At 56.8% G+C, this 15538-nt stretch carries 10 protein-coding genes; all 10 read left to right on the top strand.

The window, feature by feature from the left end:
* The first annotated feature begins 189 nt into the window (after positions 1-189).
* The 10 genes from lgt (at position 190) to recD (ending at position 15537) form a co-directional block, all read left to right on the top strand.
* Entirely contained in the window at positions 190-1065 is an 876-nt protein-coding gene (gene lgt, locus ACMWL8_RS18870) for a prolipoprotein diacylglyceryl transferase (RefSeq protein ID WP_028014284.1), read from the top strand.
* Between the two features lie 6 nt (positions 1066-1071).
* Positions 1072-1866: a thymidylate synthase gene (gene thyA, locus ACMWL8_RS18865; RefSeq protein ID WP_045260906.1), complete on the top strand. Its 795-nt coding sequence runs from the start codon at positions 1072-1074 to the stop codon at positions 1864-1866.
* Positions 1867-2050: 184 nt separating this feature from the next.
* Positions 2051-2515, top strand: coding sequence for a prepilin peptidase-dependent protein (locus ACMWL8_RS18860; RefSeq protein ID WP_045260905.1), 465 nt, complete (start codon positions 2051-2053; stop codon positions 2513-2515).
* Complete coding sequence (locus ACMWL8_RS18855; protein WP_045260904.1) at positions 2506-3066, top strand: prepilin peptidase-dependent protein; 561 nt, start codon at positions 2506-2508, stop codon at positions 3064-3066. The genes ACMWL8_RS18860 and ACMWL8_RS18855 overlap by 10 nt, the downstream gene beginning before the upstream one ends.
* Positions 3063-3464 carry a DUF2509 family protein gene (locus tag ACMWL8_RS18850; RefSeq protein WP_045260903.1) on the top strand — a complete coding sequence of 134 codons (402 nt, stop codon included), beginning with the start codon at positions 3063-3065 and terminating at the stop codon, positions 3462-3464. Before ACMWL8_RS18855 ends, ACMWL8_RS18850 begins: the two co-directional genes overlap by 4 nt.
* Positions 3449-3772 (top strand): prepilin-type N-terminal cleavage/methylation domain-containing protein, encoded by a 324-nt coding sequence (locus tag ACMWL8_RS18845; RefSeq protein WP_028014280.1) that lies wholly within the window; start codon positions 3449-3451, stop codon positions 3770-3772. Before ACMWL8_RS18850 ends, ACMWL8_RS18845 begins: the two co-directional genes overlap by 16 nt.
* A gap of 12 nt (positions 3773-3784) precedes the next feature.
* Positions 3785-7159: an exodeoxyribonuclease V subunit gamma gene (gene recC, locus ACMWL8_RS18840; RefSeq protein WP_045260902.1), complete on the top strand. Its 3375-nt coding sequence runs from the start codon at positions 3785-3787 to the stop codon at positions 7157-7159.
* Between the two features lie 139 nt (positions 7160-7298).
* Entirely contained in the window at positions 7299-10181 is a 2883-nt protein-coding gene (ptrA, locus tag ACMWL8_RS18835) for a pitrilysin (RefSeq protein WP_045260901.1), read from the top strand.
* Entirely contained in the window at positions 10178-13720 is a 3543-nt protein-coding gene (gene recB, locus ACMWL8_RS18830; RefSeq protein ID WP_045260900.1) for an exodeoxyribonuclease V subunit beta, read from the top strand. The genes ptrA and recB overlap by 4 nt, the downstream gene beginning before the upstream one ends.
* Positions 13717-15537 carry an exodeoxyribonuclease V subunit alpha gene (gene recD, locus ACMWL8_RS18825; protein ID WP_045260899.1) on the top strand — a complete coding sequence of 607 codons (1821 nt, stop codon included), beginning with the start codon at positions 13717-13719 and terminating at the stop codon, positions 15535-15537. The genes recB and recD overlap by 4 nt, the downstream gene beginning before the upstream one ends.
* Position 15538: the final 1 nt, after the last annotated feature.

Genomic DNA, 15538 nt, shown 5'->3' with positions numbered 1-15538 from the left:
TCTTTCGTCCTCTCCTTGTGGAGAGGGCGCCAGTGCGCACAAAAACCTATACACATCTTTTACATCTCTGGCGCATCCTCCGCGCCCGCCTTATGCTATGATTCGCAACTTTGGAGCCTCTGCTTAAGGCAGAATCGCATGTCTACCGCTGTCCACTTTCAGCGGAATAACAACATCTTGTGGTGACAGATGAACAGTGGTTATCTGCATTTTCCGGAATTTGATCCGGTCATTTTCTCAGTAGGACCTGTTTCGCTTCACTGGTACGGTCTGATGTACCTGGTGGGCTTTATTTTTGCCATGTGGCTCGCGGGCCGTCGCGCCAGCCGTCCTGGCAGCGGCTGGACCAAAAACGAAGTTGAAAACCTGCTGTACGCGGGCTTCCTCGGCGTGTTCCTCGGTGGCCGTATTGGGTATGTACTGTTCTATAACTTCCCGGTGTTCCTGAACGATCCCCTCTACCTGTTCCGCGTCTGGGACGGCGGCATGTCCTTCCATGGCGGCCTGATTGGGGTGATCCTGGTGATGGTGATTTTTGCCAAACGCACCAAACGCAACTTCTTCCAGGTGTCAGATTTTATCGCACCGCTGATCCCGTTTGGTCTGGGGGCGGGTCGTCTGGGCAACTTTATTAACGGTGAACTGTGGGGCCGCGTTGACCCAAGCGTACCGTACACGATGCTCTTCCCGGGCTCCCGCGCGGAGGATATCGCGCTGCTGCCGTCGCACCCGGAGTGGCAGTCCATTTTCGATACCTACGGCGTGCTGCCGCGTCATATGTCCCAGCTGTATGAACTGGCGCTGGAAGGCGTGGTGCTGTTTATCATCCTCAACCTGTTTATTCGCAAGCCGCGCCCGATGGGAGCTGTTTCCGGACTGTTCCTGATTGGCTATGGCGCGTTCCGCATTATCGTTGAATTCTTCCGCCAGCCGGATGCGCAGTTTACCGGCGAATGGGTACAGTACATCAGCATGGGGCAGATCCTCTCCATTCCGATGATTGTCGCGGGTGCCATTATGATGATTTGGGCGTATCGTCGTCGTCCACAGCAACAACTTTCCTGAGGAACCATGAAACAGTATCTTGAATTGATGAAAAAAGTGCTCGATGAGGGCACGCCGAAAAACGACCGTACCGGTACCGGTACGCTCTCCATTTTTGGCCACCAGATGCGCTTCAATCTGCAAGAAGGCTTCCCTCTGGTGACGACGAAGCGCTGCCACCTGCGCTCGATCATTCATGAACTGCTCTGGTTCCTGCAAGGCGACACCAACGTTACGTATCTGCACGAAAATAACGTCTCTATCTGGGACGAATGGGCAGATGAAAACGGCAACCTGGGCCCGGTTTACGGCAAGCAGTGGCGCGCATGGCCAACGCCTGATGGCCGCCATATTGACCAGATCACCACCGTGATGAACCAGCTGAAAAACGATCCGGACTCGCGCCGAATTATCGTTTCCGCCTGGAACGTGGGCGAGCTGGATAAAATGGCGCTGGCTCCGTGCCACGCGTTCTTCCAGTTCTATGTCGCAGACGGCAAGCTCTCCTGCCAGCTCTACCAGCGCTCCTGTGACGTGTTCCTCGGCCTGCCGTTTAACATTGCCAGCTATGCGCTGTTAGTCCACATGATGGCGCAGCAGTGCGACCTGGAAGTGGGTGATTTCGTCTGGACAGGTGGGGACACCCATCTTTACAGCAATCATATGGAACAGACGCATCTTCAGCTCACTCGTGAACCGCGCGCGTTGCCGAAGCTGATTATCAAACGCAAACCGGAATCGATCTTCGATTACCGCTTTGATGATTTTGAGATTGAGGGCTACGACCCGCACCCTGGCATCAAAGCGCCCGTCGCTATCTGATGCGGTAAAGCGTGACATAACCGGTGCTATTTAGCGCCGGTTTTTTTTCGTCTTTATTCCGTTTTCCGAGGCGTTATCCAGAAAACGTGCAACGCGCTGCAACTCTCCTGATACTTCGGATAACGCCTCGTAAAACCATTATTCACCGCTCGCCACGCCCACGGCGAATCGCCACACTTCCCGCATGAAAAAAGAGAACGGCTTTACGCTTATCGAAACGCTGGTGGCAGTCTCGCTGGTTGTCATACTCAGCGCCTCAGGTCTGTACGGCTGGGACAGCTGGCAGCGGCAGCAGCGGCTGTGGCAAACCGCCGGCCAGGTGCGCGACTATCTGGTGTTTCTGCGCAACCATGCCAACCGCTACAACCGCGACCATCACATAACCCAGCTGCGGGTTGGGGGACAGCAGTGTCTGGTGAGCGCTGCCGTGCAAGGCTGTGAGAAGGGCAGCCCCTTTGTTCTGATTCCACTCTGGCCAGAGGTCGCGGTGAGCGAGGTCACACCGTCATTAGGGTTCTATGGGTTAAGGGATACGGCATGGGCAGGACGGATACGCCTGCAAAGCCGTGCCGGAGAATGGCTTATCCTGGTCTCAGACGGAGGGCGCATCAGAATGTGTAAGGTCTCACAAGGAGGTTCATGTCGATGAGACAACGCGGATTCTCGCTGACAGAAGTTCTGATTGCTACGGCCATCAGTAGCCTGTTGTTGATTGGCGCATCGCGCTTTCTACCCGGATTGCATCAGGCGGTATTACTGCAATCCGGCCAGAGAGAGCTGGAAGAAGAGGTCTGGCAGCGCCTGTTTGCTCTCGGCAAACAGCTTCAGCGTGCGGGTTACTGTGCGGGGAACTGCCAGGGGCAAGGGCTGGCGATCGCAAGGCAGGGCAGCTGCGTCATTGTTCGGTGGGATGCCAACAGTAACGGTCGCTGGGATCGCAGTGCATCAGAAAACGACAGCACCGGTTTTCGTCTGGAATCGGGCGCGCTGGAAACGCTTCGTGGGGCAACCTCGTGTGAAGGTCAGGGATGGGAAAAGCTCACGGACCCGGACAGGCTCGCCATCGCGCATTTTGTGGTGAGGAAAGTAACACACACCGGGTTTGCGCCGGAGCTGAATATCGAACTGTCCGCCCTGCGCAACGGCGATCAAGGAGAGCCTTATCAGGCTTTGTATACGGTCACGGGGTACAACCTGTGAACCGTCAACGCGGTATGTCTTCGCTGGCGCTGGTTCTACTTTTACTGGTGCTTGGTACGCTGATCCTCACCGGCCTTAACCAGCAGCTGACAACGTTCAGCGCGCTCGTTGGCGGTGAGAGCCGTTCGCTGCAGCAGCAGGCTTCTGTACAATCAGCGCTTGAGTGGGGACGCGTTCAGAGCTGGTCACCCGATCCTGAAGTCCAGTGCAAAAAGGCATTCGCGCGGCAAGTGTGTTTGCGGCGGCTGAGTGAGACCACTGTTTTACTGATTGCCGGAGCCAACGACCTGCTGCTCTGGCGTTCAGGAGAGATTATTGACGGTAATATTCGCTTTTCGCCTCACGGCTGGAGTGATTTTTGTCCGCTAAAGGAACGTTCGCTATGCCAGCTGCCGTAAGCAAAGAAAAAGGATTTAGCATGGTTGAGGTTCTGCTGGCGATGCTGCTGCTGGTCATCATCGTCACGGCACTGGCCGGCTATCATCGGGCGCTGGCGGCGCGGTTTACGCTGTTTAACCAGTATCGTCAGCTCTGGCACCACGCCTGGAATCAGGCTCAGCTCTCAACAAATGTTCTGCCCGCAGGCTGGCAGGCCAGTCGGGTGCAGACAACGCACGCAGGATGTGTCAGCATCACGGTTACACTTATTTCTCCTCTGGGGCGACGCGGTGAAATAACGCGTCTGCATTGCCCGGTTAGCCAGTAGTCGGGAGCGTCTATGTTAAGGGTCTACCACTCAAATCGTCTGGATGTGCTGGAAGCACTGATGGAATTTATCGTTGAGCGCGAGCGGCTCGACGATCCTTTTGAGCCTGAAATGGTGCTGGTGCAGAGCACCGGTATGGCACAGTGGCTGCAAATGTCGCTTTCCCGTAAGTTTGGCATTGCCGCGAATATTGATTTCCCGCTGCCCGCGAGCTTTATCTGGGAGATGTTTGTTCGCGTGTTACCGGACATCCCCGAGCAGAGCGCCTTCAACAAGCAGGGCATGAGCTGGAAGCTGATGGCGCTGCTGCCGGAGATGCTCCAGCACGATGAATTCGCCATGCTGCGCCACTACCTCAATGACGATACCGATAAGCGCAAGCTGTTCCAGCTGGCGTCGCGTACCGCGGATCTCTACGACCAATACCTTGTTTACCGTTCTGACTGGTTAATTCGCTGGGAAGCGGGCGAACTGGTTGAAGGGTTACCGGAGGCGCAAATATGGCAGGCACCGCTTTGGAAAGCGCTGGTCGAGCATACGGAGAAACTTGGGCAGCCTAAGTGGCACCGTGCCAACCTGTACGATCGGTTTATCTCAATACTCGAGAATGCGTCGGCGCGTCCAGCCCGACTGCCGTCACGCGTTTTTATCTGTGGGATATCCGCATTACCGCCTGTTTATCTGAAAGCGTTGAATGCGCTGGGTAAACATATCGATATTCATATTTTGTTCACCAACCCTTGCCGACAGTATTGGGGGGATATCCTCGACGAACGTTGGCTTGCGCGGCTGGTGACTCGCCAGCGAAAGCGCCTTTTTGAAGAACGATCCGTCCCGCTGTTTAAAGACGGCTCGACTGCCGGGCAGCTTTTTGATGAAGACGGCATCCAGAACCTGCCCAATCCACTGCTTGCCTCATGGGGGAAGCTGGGGCGTGATTACATTCACATGCTCTCCGATATTACGTCATCAGGCGAAGGTGACGTTGACGCCTTTGTCGAGATCGCCCCGGATAGTCTGCTGCACAATATTCAGTTAGATATTCTGGATCTGGAGAACCGCGCCGTCATGGGCGTGACGGCGAAAGAGTTTGAGCGCAGCGACAGCAAGCGGAAGCTGGACGCTGAGGATCGCAGTATCACGATCCATGTTTGTCATAGCCCGCAGCGTGAGGTCGAAGTGCTTCACGATCGACTGCTGGCGATGCTGCAGGACGACCCTGAACTGACGCCGCGCGATATCGTGGTGATGGTGGCGGACATCGACAGCTACAGTCCCTTTATTCAGGCCGTCTTCGGCAGTGCGACGGGTGAGCGATATCTGCCTTACGCCATCTCTGACCGTCGTGCCCGTCAGTCGCACCCGGCATTGCAGGCATTTATCACCCTGCTTTCACTGCCGGATAGCCGGTTTATCTCCGAAGATGTTCTGGCGCTACTGGATGTTCCCGTGCTGGCAGCCCGCTTCAACATCAATGAAGAAGGGCTGCGCTATCTTCGCCAGTGGGTAAACGAATCAGGCGTTCGCTGGGGCATCGATGACGATAACGTCCAGGAGTTCGAGCTTCCCCCAACCGGCCAGCATACCTGGCGGTTTGGCCTGACGCGTATGCTGCTGGGCTACGCCATGGAGAGCAGCCAGGGCGAGTGGAACGAAGTGTTGCCTTACGATGAGTCCAGCGGTTTGATTGCTGACCTGGTAGGGCATTTAGCTTCTCTGCTGATGCAGCTTAACCGCTGGCGCCGTGAGCTAATGCAGCCGCGTCCGCTTGAAGAGTGGCTCCCGGTGTGCAGGGCGTTACTTAATGATTTCTTCCTGCCAGACAACGACACCGAAGCGGCGATGGCGCTCATTGAAACGCAGTGGCAGGCTATCGTTGACGAGGGCGTGAATTCCCACTATCGCGAAGCGATTCCTTTGTCGCTGCTGAGAGATGAGTTGACGCAGCGCCTTGACCAGGAGCGAATCAGCCAGCGTTTCCTGGCAGGCCCCATCAATATCTGTACCCTGATGCCAATGCGCTCAATTCCCTTTAAGGTGGTCTGCCTGCTCGGCATGAACGACGGTATTTATCCTCGGGCCCTGGCACCGCTGGGGTTCGATTTGATGAACGCAGATCCAAAGCGGGGGGACCGTAGCCGTCGTGATGATGACCGCTATCTCTTCCTTGAAGCGCTCATCTCCGCTCAAAGTAAGCTCTATATCAGCTATATCGGTCGCTCCATTCAGGACAACAGCGAGCGCTTCCCCTCCGTTCTAGTGCAGGAACTGGTGGACTATATCGGCCAGAGCCACTATCTGGCTGGGGATGAGGCGCTTAACTGCGATGAAAGCGAGCAGCGGGTGAAGGCGCACATTACCTGTATCCACAGCCGCATGCCGTTTGACCCGGTAAACTATATTGTCAGCGAACAGCAGAGCTATGCCCGCGAATGGCTGCCAGCAGCGAAAAAAGAGGGGAGAGCCCATACGGATTTTATTCAGCCGCTTGATCCGCTGCCCATTAATACTCTGACTTTCGAACAGCTTCAGCGGTTTTGGGCGCATCCGGTGCGCGCCTTCTTCCAGCAGCGATTACAGGTCAACTTCCGCTCTGAAGAGAGCGAAATTCCTGATGCAGAACCCTTTACTCTGGAAGGGCTGGAGCGCTATCAGCTAAACCTCCAGCTGCTTAATGCGCTGGTTGAAGAGGAAGATGCAGACAAACTTTACCGCCGCTACCGTGCCGCAGGACAACTACCTTACGGTGCGTTTGGGGAAATCGTCTGGGAGGCGCAGTGCCAGGAGATGACCGCTCTGGCGGAGCGCGTCAGGGAGCACCGCCAGCCCGGACACAGCATCGAAATCGATCTCAGCTGCAAGGGCATACAGCTCACGGGCTGGCTAACCCAGGTTCAGCCAGATGGGCTACTGCGCTGGCGGCCTTCTCTGCTCAGCGTTTCACAAGGATTGCAACTCTGGCTGGAACATCTTGTCTACAGTGCGGGTGGGAATAAAGGTGAAAGCCGGATCTTCGTGCGCAAAGAGGGCGAATGGCGCTTCCCACCCATGGAGGCAGAACAGGCGTTACGCTATCTGTCCTTGTATATTGAGGGCTATCTTCAGGGAATGAACAAACCCCTCCTGTTACTGCCCGAAAGTGGCGGTGCGTGGATAAAAGCCTGTTATGACGCGCAGAATGATGCGATGTTAACGGATGAGGCTTCGCTGCAGAAAGCGCGCAGTAAATTTATGCAGGCCTATGAAGGAAACATGATGGTACGCGGTGAAGGTGAGGATGTCTGGTATCAACGTCTATGGCGAACGCTTGAGCCAGAATACTTCGAGGCTATTACGGAAGAGGCACAGCGCTACCTGTTACCGTTGTTTAAGTTTAATCAGTCCTGAGCGCTGTATAAAAATTGCGCAGTATGGGGTGTTCATTTATGATGCACTTCTTATCACGGACTGATGTACCCAAAGAATGAGATGTTGGCGTGTCCAGCACGCAGTTTGTTAATGATGTAGCCGTGATAAAGAGGTCGTAATGCCAGGCAGCACCTTGTTTAAAGCGTTTGTTTTGTTTTTCGCCCTCTGGGCACCCGTCACTCACGCAGACTCCGGTTGGCAACCCGTTCAGGAAACTATCCGTAAGAGCGAAAAAGATACCCGTCAGTATCAGGCTATCCGCCTTGATAACGGTATGACCGTGCTGCTGGTTTCCGATCCGCAGGCGGTGAAATCCCTCTCGGCGTTAGTGGTGCCGGTTGGATCGCTGGAAGATCCTGAGGCGCATCCGGGGCTGGCGCATTACCTCGAACACATGACGCTGATGGGCTCTAAAAAATATCCGCAGCCGGATAGCCTTTCTGAATTCCTGAAAATGCACGGCGGCAGCCACAACGCCAGCACGGCACCGTACCGCACGGCCTTTTATCTCGAAGTCGAAAATGACGCGCTGGCAGGGGCGGTTGATCGTCTTGCCGATGCTATCGCCGCGCCGCTGCTGGATAAAAAATACGCCGACCGCGAGCGCAATGCCGTCAATGCGGAGCTGACTATGGCCCGTACCCGGGACGGTATGCGTATGGCGCAGGTCAGCGCCGAGACCATCAACCCGGCGCATCCGGGCTCACGTTTCTCGGGCGGTAACCTGGAGACGCTGAGCGATAAACCGGGAAGCCCGGTCATTGACGCCCTGCATGCGTTTCGTGACAAATACTACTCCGCCAACCTGATGAAGGCGGTTATTTACAGCAACAAACCGTTGCCGGAGCTTGCCGGACTGGCGGCACAAACGTTTGGCCGGGTGCCGAATAAAAATATTGACCTGCCGAAGATAGACGTACCGGTTGTCACGGACGCGCAAAAAGGGATCGTCATCCACTACGTCCCTGCCATGCCCCGCAAAGTGCTGCGCGTTGAGTTCCGCATTGATAACAACACAGCCCAGTTTCGCAGTAAAACCGACGAGCTGGTGACCTACCTGATTGGTAACCGCAGCCCGGGAACCTTATCTGACTGGCTGCAAAAACAGGGGCTGGTGGAAGGGATCCGCGCCGATTCCGATCCCGTGGTAAACGGCAACAGCGGCGTGCTGGCGATCTCCGCCACCCTGACCGACAAAGGTCAGGCCAACCGTGATGAAGTGGTGGCGGCTATCTTTAGCTACCTCTCTTTACTGCGCGAGAAAGGCGTCGATAAGCGCTATTTTGATGAACTGGCGCACGTGCTGGATCTCGATTTCCGTTACCCTTCCATTACCCGCGATATGGATTACGTGGAGTGGCTGGCGGATACCATGATCCGCGTGCCGGTGGCGCACACGCTCGACGCGGTCAATATTGCCGATCGTTATGATGCCGAGGCGGTAAAAGCGCGCCTGGCGATGATGACGCCGCAAAATGCCCGCATCTGGTACATCAGCCCGAACGAACCGCATAACAAGACGGCATACTTTGTTGATGCCCCTTATCAGGTAGACAAAATCAGCGACCAGACCTTCGCCGACTGGCAGAAGAAGGCCGGTGAGATTGCGTTGAAGCTGCCGGAGCTGAACCCCTATATCCCGGATGATTTCTCGCTGATCAAAACGACTAAGGATTATCCGCACCCGGAGCTCATTATTGATGAACCGACGCTGCGCGTGGTGTATACCCCAAGCCGTTATTTTGCGAGCGAGCCAAAGGCCGATGTCAGCGTGGTCCTGCGTAACCCGAAAGCGATGAACAGCGCCAAAAATCAGGTGATGTTCGCGCTCAATGACTATCTGGCCGGTATTGCGCTCGATCAGCTCAGCAACCAGGCGGCCGTGGGCGGGATCAGCTTCTCCACCAACGCCAACAACGGTTTGATGCTTAATGCAAATGGCTATACTCAGCGTCTGCCTCAGCTTTTCAAGGCACTGCTCGAGGGTTACTTCAGCTACACGCCAACGGAAGAGCAGCTTGAGCAGGCTAAATCCTGGTATGCGCAGATGATGGATTCTGCAGAAAAGGGCAAAGCTTACGATCAGGCGCTTATGCCGGCGCAAATGCTGTCGCAAATACCTTATTTCCAGCGTGAAGAACGCCGTGCCTTGCTGCCATCAATCTCATTAAAAGAGGTGCTGGCTTACCGTGACTTGCTAAAAACCAACACGCGCCCGGAGTTTCTTATCGTCGGCAACATGAGCGAAGATCAGGCCAAAACGCTGGCAGAAAATGTTCGCACGCAGCTCGGTTCGAAAGGGGACGAGTGGTGCCGTAACCAGGACGTGCTGGTTGAGAAAAAACAGAATGTGATCTTTGAAAAAGCGGGGAGCAGCACCGATTCCGCGCTGGCCGCGGTGTTTGTGCCAACGGGCTATGATGAATTCGCAAGCTCTGCGCAGAGCGCCGTTCTGGGTCAGATTATTCAGCCGTGGTTCTATAACCAGCTGCGCACAGAAGAGCAGCTTGGCTATGCGGTATTTGCTTTCTCAATGAACGTGGGGCGTCAATGGGGGCTGGGCTTCCTGCTGCAAAGCAGCGACAAACAGCCGGCCTATCTCTGGCACCGCTATCAGGCGTTCTTCCCGCAGGTGGAAGCAAAACTGCGGGCCATGAAGCCGGAAGAGTTTGCTCAGATCCAGCAGGCCGTCATCGCGCAGGTGATGCAGCCGCCGCAGACGCTGGGCGAAGAGGCGTCGCAGCTGAGCAAAGATTTCGATCGCGGTAATCTGAAATTTGATTCGCGTGATAAAGTAGTGGCCGAGATAAAACAGCTGACGCCGCAGAAGGCTGCCGATTTCTTCCATCAGGCCGTGATTAAGCCGCAGGGCATCACTATCCTGTCTCAGGTTTCCGGTAGCCAGAACGGGAAAACGGACTACGTGAACCCTAAAGGCTGGAAAGTCTGGAAGAGCGTCAGCGCGTTGCAGCAATCTATGCCCTGGAGTAAGAAAGAATGACCGATACCGCTGAGTCCCTTGATCCCTTACGTTTACCTCTGCAGGGTGAACGATTGATTGAAGCCTCAGCGGGAACGGGAAAAACCTTCACCATCGCCGCGCTCTATCTGCGCCTGCTGTTAGGGCTTGGCGGTAACGCCGCTTTTCCTCGTCCTTTGAGCGTTGAAGAGCTGCTGGTTGTTACCTTTACCGAGGCCGCCACCGCTGAGCTGCGCGGCCGTATTCGGACCAATATCCACGAACTGCGCATCGCCTGTCTGCGCCAAAGCACGGATAACCCTCTTTACGCGAGCCTTCTGGAAGAGATTGCCGATAAGCAACAGGCAGCCCAGTGGCTGCTCCTCGCAGAAAGGCAGATGGACGAAGCATCCGTCTTCACCATTCACGGTTTTTGCCAGCGCATGCTGAGCCTGAATGCGTTTGAATCCGGCATGCTGTTTGAGCAGCAGCTTATTGAAGATGAATCCGTGCTTCGCTATCAGGCCTGCGCGGATTTCTGGCGTCGCCACTGCTATCCGTTACAGCGGGATATCGCCGAAGCGGTACATGCGTTATGGAAAGGCCCGGAGGCGCTGCTGCGCGCCATCGATCGTTATCTGCAGGGTGAGGCGCCGGTCATCAAATCCCCGCCGCCAGCAGATGAAACCCTGGCCTCGCGGCATGAAAAAATCATCGCGAAAATTGCCGACATCAAGCAAAAGTGGATGGAGTCAGTCGGTGAGATTGACGCCATCCTCGAGAATTCCGGGATCGATCGACGTAAGTTCAATCGCGGCAACCAGGGCAAATGGATCGAGAAAATCAGCGCGTGGGCGCAGGAAGAGACGCGCGGTTACCAGCTCCCGGATGCGCTGGAGAAATTCTCCCGGCGTTTCTTGGTTGAGCGGACCAAAGCCGACGGTATCGTACCTGAACATCCCCTGTTTCTGGCGATTGAAGCCCTGCTGGCGGAGCCCCTGACGCTCAACGATCTGATGATCACTCGCGCCATGACGGAGATCCGCGACGCCGTCGCGCGTGAAAAGCGTCGCCGGGGCGAGCTGGGGTTCGACGATATGCTGAGCCGACTTGATGCGGCGCTGTGCAGTGAAAATGGCGAAGCGCTTGCCGCTGCGATTCGCACCCGCTTCCCGGTGGCGATGATTGACGAATTTCAGGACACCGACCCTCAGCAGTACCGCATTTTCCGCCGTATCTGGCGCCAGCAGCCCGGCACCGCGCTGTTGTTAATCGGCGATCCTAAGCAGGCCATTTACGCCTTCCGCGGTGCGGATATTTTTACCTACATGAAAGCCCGCAGCGAGGTTGACGCGCACTACACGCTCGACACCAACTGGCGCTCTTCTCCCGGCATGGTGGAAAGCGTCAATGCGCTCTTCAGCCGCATGGATACGGCGTTTATGTTCCGGGAGATCCCTTTCCAGCCGGTCAAGTTCGCCCCTAAAAATACCGCGTTGCGCTTCGAGTTTAATGGCGAAACTCAGCCAGCCATGAACTTCTGGCTACTTGATGGGGAAGGCTGGGGCGTCGCGGACTATCAAAATGCTATGGCCCAGCACTGTGCGGCGCAAATTAGGGACTGGCTCAGCGCAGGCGCGCGCGGCGATGCGCTGCTGTGGAAGGAGAATAAACCAGCCCCGGTAAAGGCATCCGATATCACGGTGCTGGTGCGCAGCCGTCAGGAGGCCGCGCTTATCCGCGACGCCCTGACGCTACTGAATATACCGTCCGTCTACCTCTCCAACCGCGACAGCGTTTTTGAAACGCTGGAAGCCCTCGAGATGCTATGGCTGCTGCAGGCTGTGCTAGCCCCGGAGCGTGAAAGCACGCTCCGCAGCGCCTTAGCGAGCGCGATGCTCGGGCTGAACGCGCGTGACATTGATGCGCTTAATACTGACGAATCCGCGTGGGATGCCGTGGTAGAAGAGTTTGTGCGCTACCGTGAAAAATGGCAGAAGCGCGGCGTGATGGCGATGGTGCGCGAGCTCATGGCACAGCGTCACATTGCGGAAAACATGCTGGCGACAGCGGGCGGCGAGCGCCGTCTGACCGATATTTTGCACATCAGCGAGCTGCTCCAGGAAGCGGGTACGCAGCTGGAGAGCGAGCATGCTCTGGTGCGCTGGCTGGCACAGCAGATTGCCGACCCGAACAGCAATTCCTCCAGCCAGCAGATGCGCCTCGAGAGCGATAAACATCTGGTGCAGATCGTCACCATTCACAAGTCGAAAGGCCTGGAGTATCCGCTGGTCTGGCTGCCGTTTATCGCTAATTATCGCGTGCAGGACCAGGCTTTTTATCACGATCGCGAGTCGTTCGAAGCGGTACTCGACCTCAGCAACGCGGAGTCCAGCGTCGAGCTGGCCGAAGCGGAACGTCTCGCGGAAGACCTGCGCCTGCTATATGTGGCGCTGACCCGTTCGGTCTGGCACTGTTCCCTGGGCGTCGCGCCGCTGTTCAGGCGCCGTGGCGAAAAGAGCGGAGAGAGTGATTTTCATCTGAGCGCGCTGGGGCGGCTTATTCAGCGCGGCGAGCCTAAAGATGCCGCAGGGCTGCGCCAGTGCATCGAATCAATTTGCTCAGAGCATGTTGCCCTGCATATTCCCTCCCAGCCCGACAGCAGCCGCTGGCAGACGCCGGAGCAGGGAGAGTCAGCGCTGCATGCCCGCGAGGTGGCTCGCACAATCGCTGACGACTGGCGCGTCACCAGTTACTCCGGTTTACAGCAGCACGGACAGAGTATTGCGCAGGATCTGATGCCAAAACTGGACGTGGATGCCGCAGGGGCCGGGAGCGTGCCCGTCGAGCCGGCGCTCACGCCGCATCAGTTTCCGCGCGGCGCCTCGCCGGGCACGTTTTTGCACAGCCTGTTTGAAGAGCTGGATTTTACCCAACCGGTATCAGAAGAGTGGGTGCTGAAGATGTTACAGAGCGGCGGCTACGACGCACAGTGGCAGCCGGTTCTCACTGAATGGATCCGCGCTGTTCTGCACGCGCCGCTCACGGCGCAGGGGATCTCGCTAAGCCAGCTGACCGCCAAAGATAAGCAGGTGGAGATGGAGTTTTACCTCCCCATCGCCAGCCTGCTCAGGGCCGAGGCGCTTGATGCGCTGATCCGCGAGTACGATCCGTTATCCGCCGGGTGTCCGCCGCTGAATTTTCGCCAGGTGCAGGGGATGCTGAAAGGCTTTATCGACCTGGTTTTCCGCCACGATGGGCGCTACTACCTGCTGGATTACAAATCGAACTGGCTGGGGGCAAACAGCGAAGCTTATACCCAGCAGGCAATGGCCTCAGCGATGCAAATGCATCGCTACGATCTGCAGTATCAGCTTTACACCCTGGCACTGCACCGTTACCTGCGCCATCGCATGGCCGATTATCGCTATGAAGATCATTTTGGCGGCGTCATTTACCTGTTTCTGCGCGGCGTGGATGCTAACGACCCGCGTTCGGGTATCTTCAGCACCCGTCCGGCTGCGGAGTTGATTGAAAAGATGGATAACCTGTTTGCTGCAAGCACGGAGGAAGTAGCATGACGATGCAGGCGCTACTGCTGGACGCAATTGAACAACGTGCACTTCGCCACCTGGACGTACAATTTGCCATGATGGTGGCGGGCGAAGAGCCTGCCGTCATGCTTGCCGCGGCGATCCTGAGTAAAGATGCGGGAGAAGGGCATGTCTGTCTGCCGCTTTCACGTCTGGTGGTGGATGAGAAAATGCCGCCGGCTTTACAGGCGTGTTTCGCGCTTCTGGGTGAGGCAGTGGACTGGCAAGAAATATTACTCCGCTCGCCCGCCGTCAGCAGCGCCGATACCGGTACGCCAATGATTTTGACGGGTGAACGTTTGTATCTGAACCGGCTGTGGCGTAACGAACTGACGGTGGCGCGCTTCTTCAGCGAGACCAATGCTCCGCTCCCGTGCGATGAAGCACTGCTCCGGCAAACGCTGGATACGCTGTTTACCTCTGACGACGAGACAGACTGGCAGAAAGTGGCGGCAGCAGTGGCGTTAACGCGGCGGATATCGGTGATTTCGGGCGGGCCGGGCACCGGTAAAACGACCACCGTGGCAAAGCTGCTTGCCGCGCTGATTCAGTTATCGGGTGAGCAAAAGTGTCGTATCCGCCTGGCGGCACCCACCGGTAAAGCGGCTGCACGTCTGACGGAGTCGTTAGGCGGCGCGCTGCAAAAACTGCCGCTTACCGGGGAGCGGCTTGCGCTTTTCCCTAACGAAGCCAGCACGCTGCACCGCTTGCTCGGCGCGCAGCCGGGTAGCCAGCGTCTGCGCTACCATGCCGGTAACCCGCTGCATCTGGATGTGCTGGTGGTTGATGAAGCGTCGATGATTGACCTGACGATGATGTCGCGTTTGATTGATGCGTTGCCGCCGCACGCGCGCGTCATTTTCCTCGGCGACCGCGATCAGCTTGCCTCCGTTGAGGCCGGGGCCGTGCTGGGCGATATCTGCACCTATGCCAGCCTGGGGTATACTGCTGAACGCGCTGAGGAGCTGGCGCGCCTGACCGGATGTTCGCTCGCGGCTGAAAACCATTTACTTGCGGGGGCGCTGCGCGACAGCCTGTGTCTGCTGCAAAAAAGCTACCGTTTTGGCAGCGACTCCGGCATTGGTCAGCTTGCGGCGGCGGTGAACCGGGGCGACCGGCACGCTACCTGTGCGGTATTTGACGGTACCTTTACCGATATTGAGAAAAAATCGCTGCAAACCGGGGAAGAGTATCAGGCGATGCTGGATGACGCCCTGCTGGGGTACCAACATTTTCTGACGGGCGTACAGCAGCAAAGCACGCCGGAGCAGGTCATTGCCGCGTTTGGCGAATACCAGCTGCTCTGCGCGTTGAGGGAAGGGCCCTTTGGCGTCAGCGGCCTGAACGACAGGCTGGAACAGCTGCTGGCGCAAAAGCGTAAAATCAACCGTACTCCGCACTCGCGTTGGTATGAAGGCCGGCCGGTGATGATCTCCCGCAACGACAGCGCGCTGGGGTTGTTTAACGGGGATATCGGGATTGCGCTCGATCGCGGGCAGGGGCTCCGCGTCTGGTTCCAGATGCCGGACGGTAGCGTGAAGTCCTTCCAGCCGAGCCGTTTGCCCGAGCATGAAACTGCCTGGGCGATGACGGTGCATAAATCCCAGGGTTCTGAGTTTAACCATGCGGCACTTATCCTGCCCACACAGCTTTCCCCCGTCGTTACCCGCGAGCTGATCTATACCGCCATTACGCGCGCGCGTCAGCGCCTGTCGCTGTATACCGATGAACGGGTGCTGGTACAGGCGATTGCCACCCGCACGGAACGCCGAAGCGGGCTGAGCGCGATATTTGACTCCCTCTGAA

The sequence above is a fragment of the Enterobacter sp. 04-C-12-SI-ECC genome, from assembly GCF_047530715.1.
Taxonomy (GTDB): domain Bacteria; phylum Pseudomonadota; class Gammaproteobacteria; order Enterobacterales; family Enterobacteriaceae; genus Enterobacter; species Enterobacter bugandensis.
This window is presented reverse-complemented; position numbering and strand designations above follow the sequence as displayed.

Coding starts and splice junctions, on each gene's coding strand:
- ACMWL8_RS18845 (WP_028014280.1), top strand. CDS start 3,449: ATGCCAGCTGCCGTAAGCAAAGAAAAAGGATTTAGCATGGTTGAGGTT.
- recB (WP_045260900.1), top strand. CDS start 10,178: ATGACCGATACCGCTGAGTCCCTTGATCCCTTACGTTTACCTCTGCAG.
- thyA (WP_045260906.1), top strand. CDS start 1,072: ATGAAACAGTATCTTGAATTGATGAAAAAAGTGCTCGATGAGGGCACG.
- ACMWL8_RS18855 (WP_045260904.1), top strand. CDS start 2,506: ATGTCGATGAGACAACGCGGATTCTCGCTGACAGAAGTTCTGATTGCT.
- recD (WP_045260899.1), top strand. CDS start 13,717: ATGACGATGCAGGCGCTACTGCTGGACGCAATTGAACAACGTGCACTT.
- ptrA (WP_045260901.1), top strand. CDS start 7,299: ATGCCAGGCAGCACCTTGTTTAAAGCGTTTGTTTTGTTTTTCGCCCTC.
- lgt (WP_028014284.1), top strand. CDS start 190: ATGAACAGTGGTTATCTGCATTTTCCGGAATTTGATCCGGTCATTTTC.
- ACMWL8_RS18860 (WP_045260905.1), top strand. CDS start 2,051: ATGAAAAAAGAGAACGGCTTTACGCTTATCGAAACGCTGGTGGCAGTC.
- recC (WP_045260902.1), top strand. CDS start 3,785: ATGTTAAGGGTCTACCACTCAAATCGTCTGGATGTGCTGGAAGCACTG.